We start from the raw sequence: 7,957 nt of genomic DNA, 5'->3' as shown, positions 1-7,957 counted from the left end.
TACGAGAGGACCTGGGTGGACGGACCTCTGGTATGCCGGTCGTCACGCCAGTGGCGCGGCCGGTTGGCTACGTCCGGGAGGGATAACCGCTGAAAGCATCTAAGCGGGAAGCCTGCTCCAAGATAAGCATTCCGTGGCCTCTTCGGAGGCTTGTAGTCCCCATGGAGAACACGTGGTCGATAGGCCGGAGGTGGAAGCCCTGTGAGGGGTGGAGCCGACCGGTACTAACGGACGAACGACGACATCACTCTTGTCCTAATGCCCATGTTTTGGGTGCCTGTGTCGGCATGGCCGGTTCCATGGTCGACAGGGAGCGCTGCGTCGCATACGGTTGAAACGAATCGATTCTTTTTCGCGTCCATTGTCCGGTTCCCGGACCGTCACGGTCCATGCCACGCCCCTTCTCGTGGGGTGTGTTCGTGTTGGTTTTGCGGTGGCCTTGGCCCAGGGGAGACGCCCGGTCCCATTCCGAACCCGGAAGCTAAGACCTGGCACGGCGATGGTACTGCACTCGAGAGGGTGTGGGAGAGTAGCACGCCGCCGCATTCATCGTTAGGGGAGGCCCCACGGCTCGTGCCGTGGGGCCTTTCCCGTTTCCGGGCCGGTCCCGGTTTCCCGGTTCCTGAAAACCGTCGCAACGGCACCGGTGCTGATATGGCGGTCCCATCGTTTCCTGGGTGCCGGTTTCGTCAGAACCACGTGGTTCTGACGGTTTTATGGTTTCCTGGACGCCAGCTTCGTTAAAACCACGTTGTTTTAACGGTTTACGACCTCCTGAAAACCCGTTCCGGCATATCGGTGCCAAGATAACGTGTTGGAATGTCCTACCGTTGCTGCCAGGCTTCGAGAAGCATGCGATTACGGTCGGTGTTGACGTCGAAGGTGTCGTCGAGACGCTCACGGTAAATCGCGCAGAGTTCGTCGCGGCGGCCTTGCAGCTCGTAGATGGCCTCGCGAAGGCTTTCCCACTCGTACGGCACCAATTCCTCAGGAAACATCAGCGTCGCCTGATTGGGGCTATCACGCTCCACCAAATCAATGAAGTCAAGTAAGTCGCCCCAGCGCTCTGTGGCCCACAATCGGGCGGCATATGCATCCGCAAGAGGCTCGGTCGTATGATGCTCAAACAGGAAACGATCGGCTCCAGCAGCATCTCCACTGACACGCATCAAATCATGACGCAAAAACTGTATGGAATGCTCAAATTGCTTCCTGACGCTTTCCGCAACCTCACGAGGATCCTCCAGCATTGCGGACGCCGCCAACCCCTCCGCCAAATCAGCAGGCAAATCAGGCATCGGTCCAATCATCGCAGCCAACTCTTCATTCGAAATATCTATCGTCGACGCGTCCTGCGAAGCAGTATCAGGCGAAAGACCATCAGTCGAAATGCTACCGGCAGGAACGGCATCAGCCGAAGCGGCATCAGACATTGCCTTGCCGGATTGTGCATTATCGCTAGCAGCGTTACCAGCAGACGCATTGCCGTCAGCATCATCTGCAAAGCCGCCAAAAGTGGGGTCGGCAAGCAGCGCGTCCATTGTCGCAAGCGCCTTATTCAACGCGTCATATGCGAACATGCTCGTATCATCCCATTGCGCAAACGACAGACAGCACGACAGCAACTCGACCATCTGCATCGGATTGAGGCGGAAATCCTCATTGCAGGCAACCTGTGTGATCGTACGCAAGGCGGCCTCGCCGGTCATCGGATCCGCATGACAGGCCACCGAATCCAAGTACAGACGCGTGTTTTGAATCAGTTCTTTCAAATAATCGAAGCCCTCATTGTCGCGGTCGGCGACATTACCAACGAATTTCGCCGTCAACGCGATAGCCGTCGCCAAATTTGCGGCCGCATCCTCCCAACGCGTGCTCATCAGCGCATTGCCGACGACGGCGTCTACCCCTGACAACGCCTGCGAATCCATATGAAATGTCGGCATGTCGATACGCGGCATCTCCACGCCGTCTTCGGTTCGTACAGCCGTCGGCACAATGGACGCCATCGAATCGAAATACCATTGCATGGGCAGACGAATCACCATTTCCGCATCATGCGGGGCGGCGACAGGCATATCCTGCCGGTCCGCGTTCGCCTGTTCGGAAGTCTCGCGAATCAGATGATGCCACAAAAATGTGGGGCCGTCGAATTCACAGGATGCCAGCCAACCGTTATTGATGAAATCATTTAAATCATCGAATTCTTGGCGCAGATTCAAATGTTGCATATTGTCCGTCATATGATTCCTGGCTGATCGTGAAATTGGTGGCTGCGTATTGTTCAAGCGATATTTTCGGATAGTTTCCAAAATTATTGCGGATTCATTGTATACGCGGACGCATATATGCGGATTGACATACGCGAATGGCCTCATGACGGGAACTTCAAACCGTCATGAGGCCATTCGTTAAGGATTGATTCGAGAACACGAAATCATGGATTCCGGCATCCTTGAATGCGCGGTCACTCGAACGGGTAACGCATGCCCCAGGTGTCGCGAATCGAATCCATCAAGCGCATAATGCGCATCGTGTCGGCATGAGGCATCTCCTCGCATTCGAGACGGCCGTCAAGAATCGCGTTCGCAGCGGACGCGACCTCATATTCGTAGCCGGTCAGCTGCTCCGGCACGTCATAATGCGCAACAACCTGATGATCGACGTCATACACGTCAATCGCTTCGACATTATTGATGTTCTGGCAGGCGATATAGCCCTTCGGACCATAAATAAATCCGTAACGATCCGACGCGTTCATCATCGAACTGTAAGCGACGGCGGTGGTGCCATCCTCGTAATAGAACGTCATGTTGTTCTGCGCATCCACGCCGGTCTCATACGGAATCATCGACGTTGCGAAATGGTCGAGCTTGCGGCCTTCCAACACCATGTCGATGAAGTTGATCGGGTACACGCCGACGTCAAGCAGAGCACCGCCAGCCAGCTCGGGATCATACATGCGCTGCTTCTTCCACACCGGATAGCACAGATTCGCGTTCACGGCCTGGACCTCGCCGATCACGCCGGAAGCGACAATGTCGTTGATCATCTTGCGCGACGGCATATAACGCGTCCAAATGGCTTCGGTGCACAACAATCCGGTCTCGCGGGCGACGGCCAACAGCTCTTCGGCCTGCTTGGCGTTGCCTGTGAACGATTTCTCGACCAGAACATTCTTGCCGGCCTTCAAGCAGGCGATGCCTTGTTCGGCGTGCATGGCGTGAGGCGTGGCGATGTACACGAGATCCACGTTCGGGTCGGCCATCAGCTCATCATAGGAACCGTACGACACCGGAATGTTGTATTGTGCGGCAAAGGCTTCGGCGCGCTCGCCGTCGCGGGCGGCGACGGCGTACAACGCCACCAGATTCTCATAGCGTGGGTCGGCTTCCATCTTGACCAACGTTTGCGCCATCAGATGGGCGATGCCGCCGGCGCCCAGAATCGCGACGTTGACTTTGAGACCGTCACGTTCGGCTTCGGCGCGCTTGCCGTTCAGTCTGCTCATGCGTTCCTCCTTGCGTCTGCTCTTCCACAGCATGTTTCACGCAATGTTTCACATATGATGCCGTGTGAAGAGCGTGTATACGTGATTATCAGATTACGCGCATCGGCGACCTTTGCCGGACGCAAAACGCATCGACTGTGCTTCGGCCGTCGTTGCGCGGCGTCATAGGGCGACATATGACATCGCATGGCGTATTGCGATGTCATCGCCTATCATGATGTCATCATGACGGCAAGGAACGGACAGGACGCGACAAGCAAATATGAGCGCGGTACGCGCAGCTACACGATGTCGCGCATTCGCGGCAAAGACACATCCATTGAAATGCTGGTGCGACGTTACCTGTTTTCGCGAGGATTGCGGTTCCGTAAGAACGACAAACGATATTCTGGCCATCCGGACGTTGTGCTGCCGAAATACCACACGGTCGTGTTCGTCAATGGCTGCTTTTGGCATATGCATGAAGGCTGCACGAAGCATTCCATGCCCAAATCGAATGTGGAGTTCTGGAACGCGAAACTGCTGCGCAATCATGAACGCGACATTCGCCAGCATGCCGAATTGGAGGCGATGGGCTGGCGTGTAATCGTCGTATGGGAATGTGAACTCGCCAAAGCGACGCGCCAGGATCGCCTGGAGCGCCTTTACCATCAGATTATCGACGGCGATACGTCCACCCGCGACTGAATGCGGAGGCTGTGGGCAGTGTGACCTCCGTATTCAGTCACAAACCACGTGCCCCGCGCGTGCCCCGCGTCCTTACGCCTTAAGCGCTTCAAGCTGCTGCTTTGCCTTGTGGAGTTTGGCGAAGATTTCGTTACGCCGTTCCGTGCTTTTCGCGCGCTGATGATTCGCGGTGAGTTTGGCGATTTCCGCTTCCAACTTGCTGATTTGCATGCTGCGTGTGATGCGGGCATCCAAATTGGCCGGATCTGCATAATCGACGCCGAAAATGATTTGAGAACAGAAGGATTCCCATAAATCATCAATGCTGGCGATTGCACTCTGATTGCTGGTATCGCCCGCGGCATCACAGGCAACACCAGCGGCACCGTCACCAGCATCACCACCCGCATTCAAATCCGGGAATCGCAGCGTCGCTTCAGACGCGGGCTTCCATGCAGACGTGAAAATCGTGTATGTCGGCGTGTGCCCGGGGCGGCAGGGGAGCGCACGTCGTACGGCGAACGCACATTCTTCCATGCCGTCAATAATATTGCCTTCCACATCGCGAGCATCACGAACACAAACAAATATGATGCCGGATTTACGTTGCATCGCAATCAATTCAATGATTTCGCGCGGAATCTGCGAGGATTCAGCAGGCAAACGCAATCCGATAACAAGAATTTCAGGAATACGTTTTCCGTTTTGCAGTCCGGTATTTGCAGAACGCATCAGCGACAGCATAGTGATGCTGCTGATGTCATGGGTGAGACGCTGCTTGATTTTGGAAGAAACCGGTATTTTTGCGACGAATAATCCTTTCGGCAGCGTTGCCTTTTGAGCGGGAACCGCCGTTGCTGCAGGCAGGGACATGGTCAGCGCATTCACGGATCCGCATGAAGCAATGGTCATCGTCGACTTCCTTCCACCAGTATCGGTTTTGCTTCGCACTGTAATCAATATGGAAAGCAAAGTCCAGCATCATAAAGTCGCGACAATAAAAATTACGAATGCAATTGTTCTTTGCTGGGGGTCTCATAGCCTTCCGGCTCCAATTGGAATGTGGTATGAGGCACGGAAACGGGAAAATGTTCACGCAGACAATCCTGCAGACGAGCAAGGATCCGCGCCGCTTCCTCCATGCTCAATCCCCGCTCCACCACAATATGGGCGGTCAAAATCGGCATTCCTGTCGATACAGTGCTTGCATGCAAATCATGAACGGCAATCACATGCTCAACCGATTCCAAATGCGCGCGCACTTCATCCAAATTCAAGCCTTCCGGCGTCTGCTCCAACAGCACTCGCATAGCCTGAATAAGTAAATGAATTGCGCGAGGAATCATGAGTAAAGCAATCAGGCCGCCAGCGATGGCGTCAAATCCTTGCCAGCCTGTCAACATCATTACACTTGCGGAAATGACGACGGCAACCGATCCGAGTGCATCGTTCAACACTTCCAAAAAGGCGGCGCGCATGTTCATATTGTCATGAGACTGCGCGGACAACACAAGAATCGAAATAATATTTGCGGCAAGACCGAGAATGCCGAAAAACAGCAGCAGATTCGGATTGTGAATATCATTGCCGGGATGATTGGTGAATAGACGCGCTACCGCTTCGATAAGCGCATAAATGCCGACCATTAGCAATACCAGCGCGCCTCCGGCAGCGGTAATGACTTCCAATCTGGCCCAGCCCCATGTGCGTGTGGTGTTTGGCTTGCGCCGCATTAGAATCGCGGTGATGGCGGAGGCGGCCAATACGGACATGTCAGTCATCATGTGACCGGCGTCGACCAGCAATGCCAACGATTCCGTGACGACGGCGCCAATGACCTCAGCCAAAAAGACGGTGCCGGTTGCGCATAACGTAATCAGCAGTCGGTTTTGATGCTCCTTGACGGTTTGCATTGCGGTTGCATTGTGATTGTGCGCCATTGTGTTTTCGCCTTCTTTGTGTACCGCGTTTAAGCTGATGAACGATTCCGACTATATCCCGCAAAATGCTGAAATATCAACGTTGTCAATCTGCCGGCTGAATGCTTGGCGGGGGACTCGTGGAATTGTTTGGTTTTGTTTCGGATCCGTCATGGGAGATGGTTTGGGTTGCTCCAGTTTGTGCCGCGGACGGGGTCGCTTACGGCATTTTGTGGAGCATGATTGGCGCGGCTGCTCCAGTTTGTGCCGCAAAGTAGATGGCGGCGACGTAAGAATGGAAGCGTGAACGGGATCAGCGGCGGGAAGAGGAGAGGATGAAGGAAAAGAAAAGTGCCCGAGACGCGATTCGAACGCGCGACACCCGCTTTAGGAGAGCGGTGCTCTATCCACTGAGCTACCCGGGCAACGACGTTTCATTGTACACGCTTTTATACGTTCTCCGCCATTCGCGTCGTGTCGATTCCGTGCATAAGTCGCCGCAAGCCCTGTGGATTCACGTTTTCGCCAAACGAAATGCGCTATGGTAGGGGGCTTACCGGCAACTTCGATCGTATGAAAGGCGGGCGTGATGTCGAGAACAGCATCCGCGGCGAGAACGGCGGCTTCACCTGCCGCGCGAGGGCGAAAGCCTGGAACGGGCCGCAAGCGCCATCGTATTGCCGGCGCATTTGCGGGAATCTTCGGACTTACCGCACTGCTGTGCACATTGTGCCGTGCGCTGCCGTCTGAATTGCAAGCGTTGCCATATATTCCGATTATTGTGTCGGCGACGCCTTGGTTTGCGCTTTTGGCGGCTGTCGCTCTGATTTTGGCGTTCGTTTCACGCCGATGGTGTATCGCGTTGACGGCTGTTCTGGCGATTTGCTTGCAGATATGGTGGCAGTATCCGTTTTTCATCGTGCAAGATCAGCTTTCGGATGAGGCGGTTGCCGCAGTGGGCGGCGCGTCCGCGAATACGGGCGATTCGTATGCGCGCGTGATGACCTGCAATGTGTATCGTGGCGCGGCCGACGCGCAGTCGATTGTTGACGCAGTGCGTGATGAACGCGTGGAAGTGTTGGCGTTGCAGGAGACTTCCGATGAATTCATTGATACGTTGAATGCGGCTGGCATTGGCGATTATCTGCCATATGCACAGGTGTCCAGTTCGGATGGCGTGTACGGTAATGGGATTTGGTCGGCGACGCCGTTGGGGAATCCGTCGGATGATGATGTCGATTCAAGCGCGTCCTTTATGCCGGGAGGCACCGTCACGTTTGCAGATGGCAGCAAGCCGGTGCGTTTTGTGTCGGTGCACACGACGGCGCCTGTTCCGGGGTATTGGGATCAGTGGAAGCGCTCGCTGGATGAATTGGCGTTGATGCGTGCCGATACGGATACGCGATACGTGTTCATGGGGGACTTCAATGCGACGGATGATCATACGCCGTTTCGCATGTTCTTGGGCGATCGTTTCCAGGATGCCGCGCAGGTTTCCGCGCATGGCTTCGCATTTACATGGCCGTCCGATCGCGTGTGGCTGCCGGCTTTTGCCGGCATCGACCATGTGGTGATCAATCAGGATATGCAGGCCGGACAGGTGGAAGTGCTGGATGTTCCCGGTTCGGATCACAAGGCGCTGCTGGCCACGATTGCCGTGTGACACGGCATACAGGAACGCGAAAACGGGGACTGCGCTCTGTGCGCGGACCCGTTTTTAGTATGCAGAATCAGTATCTGGCGAAATCAACCATTAATATTTGTATTCTTTCTTTAACGGAACCGTAATGCTGGACATGCATGTGTTTTTGTTCTTTTTGGACAATTGAATCACAACAGTAAAAAGCTCGTTCGTCAATAT

Annotated in this window: 6 protein-coding genes, 1 tRNA gene and 2 rRNA genes; 4 read left to right on the top strand and 5 right to left on the bottom strand. The window is 54.8% G+C overall.

The features are described from left to right. Together AC1AX7_RS01825 and rrf are read left to right on the top strand one after the other, a co-directional pair. Positions 1–248, top strand: a 23S ribosomal RNA gene (locus tag AC1AX7_RS01825); the annotation flags it as partial. A 181-nt stretch (positions 249–429) separates the two neighbouring features. Next, positions 430–546, top strand: a 5S ribosomal RNA gene (gene rrf, locus AC1AX7_RS01820). A gap of 278 nt (positions 547–824) precedes the next feature. On the opposite strand, the gene AC1AX7_RS01815 is transcribed toward rrf, so the two are convergent. After that, a complete protein-coding gene (locus AC1AX7_RS01815) occupies positions 825–2,243 on the bottom strand; it encodes a hypothetical protein (RefSeq protein WP_476508374.1) in 1,419 nt (472 codons plus the stop codon). Between the two features lie 224 nt (positions 2,244–2,467). Beyond that, complete coding sequence (locus tag AC1AX7_RS01810) at positions 2,468–3,511, bottom strand: Gfo/Idh/MocA family protein (RefSeq protein ID WP_476508373.1); 1,044 nt, start codon at positions 3,509–3,511, stop codon at positions 2,468–2,470. A gap of 225 nt (positions 3,512–3,736) precedes the next feature. On the opposite strand from AC1AX7_RS01810, the gene AC1AX7_RS01805 reads away from it, so the two are divergent. After that, on the top strand, positions 3,737–4,198 hold the full coding sequence (locus AC1AX7_RS01805) for a very short patch repair endonuclease (protein ID WP_476508410.1): 462 nt from the start codon (positions 3,737–3,739) through the stop codon (positions 4,196–4,198). 72 nt (positions 4,199–4,270) lie between these two features. Here the strand turns inward: AC1AX7_RS01805 and AC1AX7_RS01800 are convergent, their stop codons facing one another. The 3 genes from AC1AX7_RS01800 to AC1AX7_RS01790 all read right to left on the bottom strand — a co-directional run bounded on the left by AC1AX7_RS01800 (position 4,271) and on the right by AC1AX7_RS01790 (position 6,521). Next, positions 4,271–5,089, bottom strand: a complete 819-nt coding sequence (locus AC1AX7_RS01800; protein WP_476508372.1) for a DUF4391 domain-containing protein — start codon at positions 5,087–5,089, stop codon at positions 4,271–4,273. Positions 5,090–5,181: 92 nt separating this feature from the next. Next, positions 5,182–6,117, bottom strand: coding sequence for a cation diffusion facilitator family transporter (locus AC1AX7_RS01795; RefSeq protein WP_476508371.1), 936 nt, complete (start codon positions 6,115–6,117; stop codon positions 5,182–5,184). A 331-nt stretch (positions 6,118–6,448) separates the two neighbouring features. Then, positions 6,449–6,521: transfer RNA gene (locus AC1AX7_RS01790), tRNA-Arg, on the bottom strand. A 164-nt stretch (positions 6,522–6,685) separates the two neighbouring features. Here AC1AX7_RS01790 and AC1AX7_RS01785 point away from each other — a divergent pair. Next, positions 6,686–7,759 (top strand): endonuclease/exonuclease/phosphatase family protein, encoded by a 1,074-nt coding sequence (locus AC1AX7_RS01785; RefSeq protein WP_476508370.1) that lies wholly within the window; start codon positions 6,686–6,688, stop codon positions 7,757–7,759. The last annotated feature ends 198 nt before the right edge of the window (positions 7,760–7,957 follow it).

The organism is Bifidobacterium sp. LH_449, assembly GCF_056356755.1.
This window is presented reverse-complemented; position numbering and strand designations above follow the sequence as displayed.

What these genes read in the sequence shown, in the direction of transcription:
- AC1AX7_RS01815 (WP_476508374.1), bottom strand. Translation starts at nt 2,243, where the DNA reads ATGACGGACAATATGCAACATTTGAATCTGCGCCAAGAATTCGATGAT.
- AC1AX7_RS01810 (WP_476508373.1), bottom strand. Translation starts at nt 3,511, where the DNA reads ATGAGCAGACTGAACGGCAAGCGCGCCGAAGCCGAACGTGACGGTCTC.
- AC1AX7_RS01805 (WP_476508410.1), top strand. Translation starts at nt 3,737, where the DNA reads ATGACGGCAAGGAACGGACAGGACGCGACAAGCAAATATGAGCGCGGT.
- AC1AX7_RS01800 (WP_476508372.1), bottom strand. Translation starts at nt 5,089, where the DNA reads ATGACCATTGCTTCATGCGGATCCGTGAATGCGCTGACCATGTCCCTG.
- AC1AX7_RS01795 (WP_476508371.1), bottom strand. Translation starts at nt 6,117, where the DNA reads ATGGCGCACAATCACAATGCAACCGCAATGCAAACCGTCAAGGAGCAT.
- AC1AX7_RS01785 (WP_476508370.1), top strand. Translation starts at nt 6,686, where the DNA reads ATGTCGAGAACAGCATCCGCGGCGAGAACGGCGGCTTCACCTGCCGCG.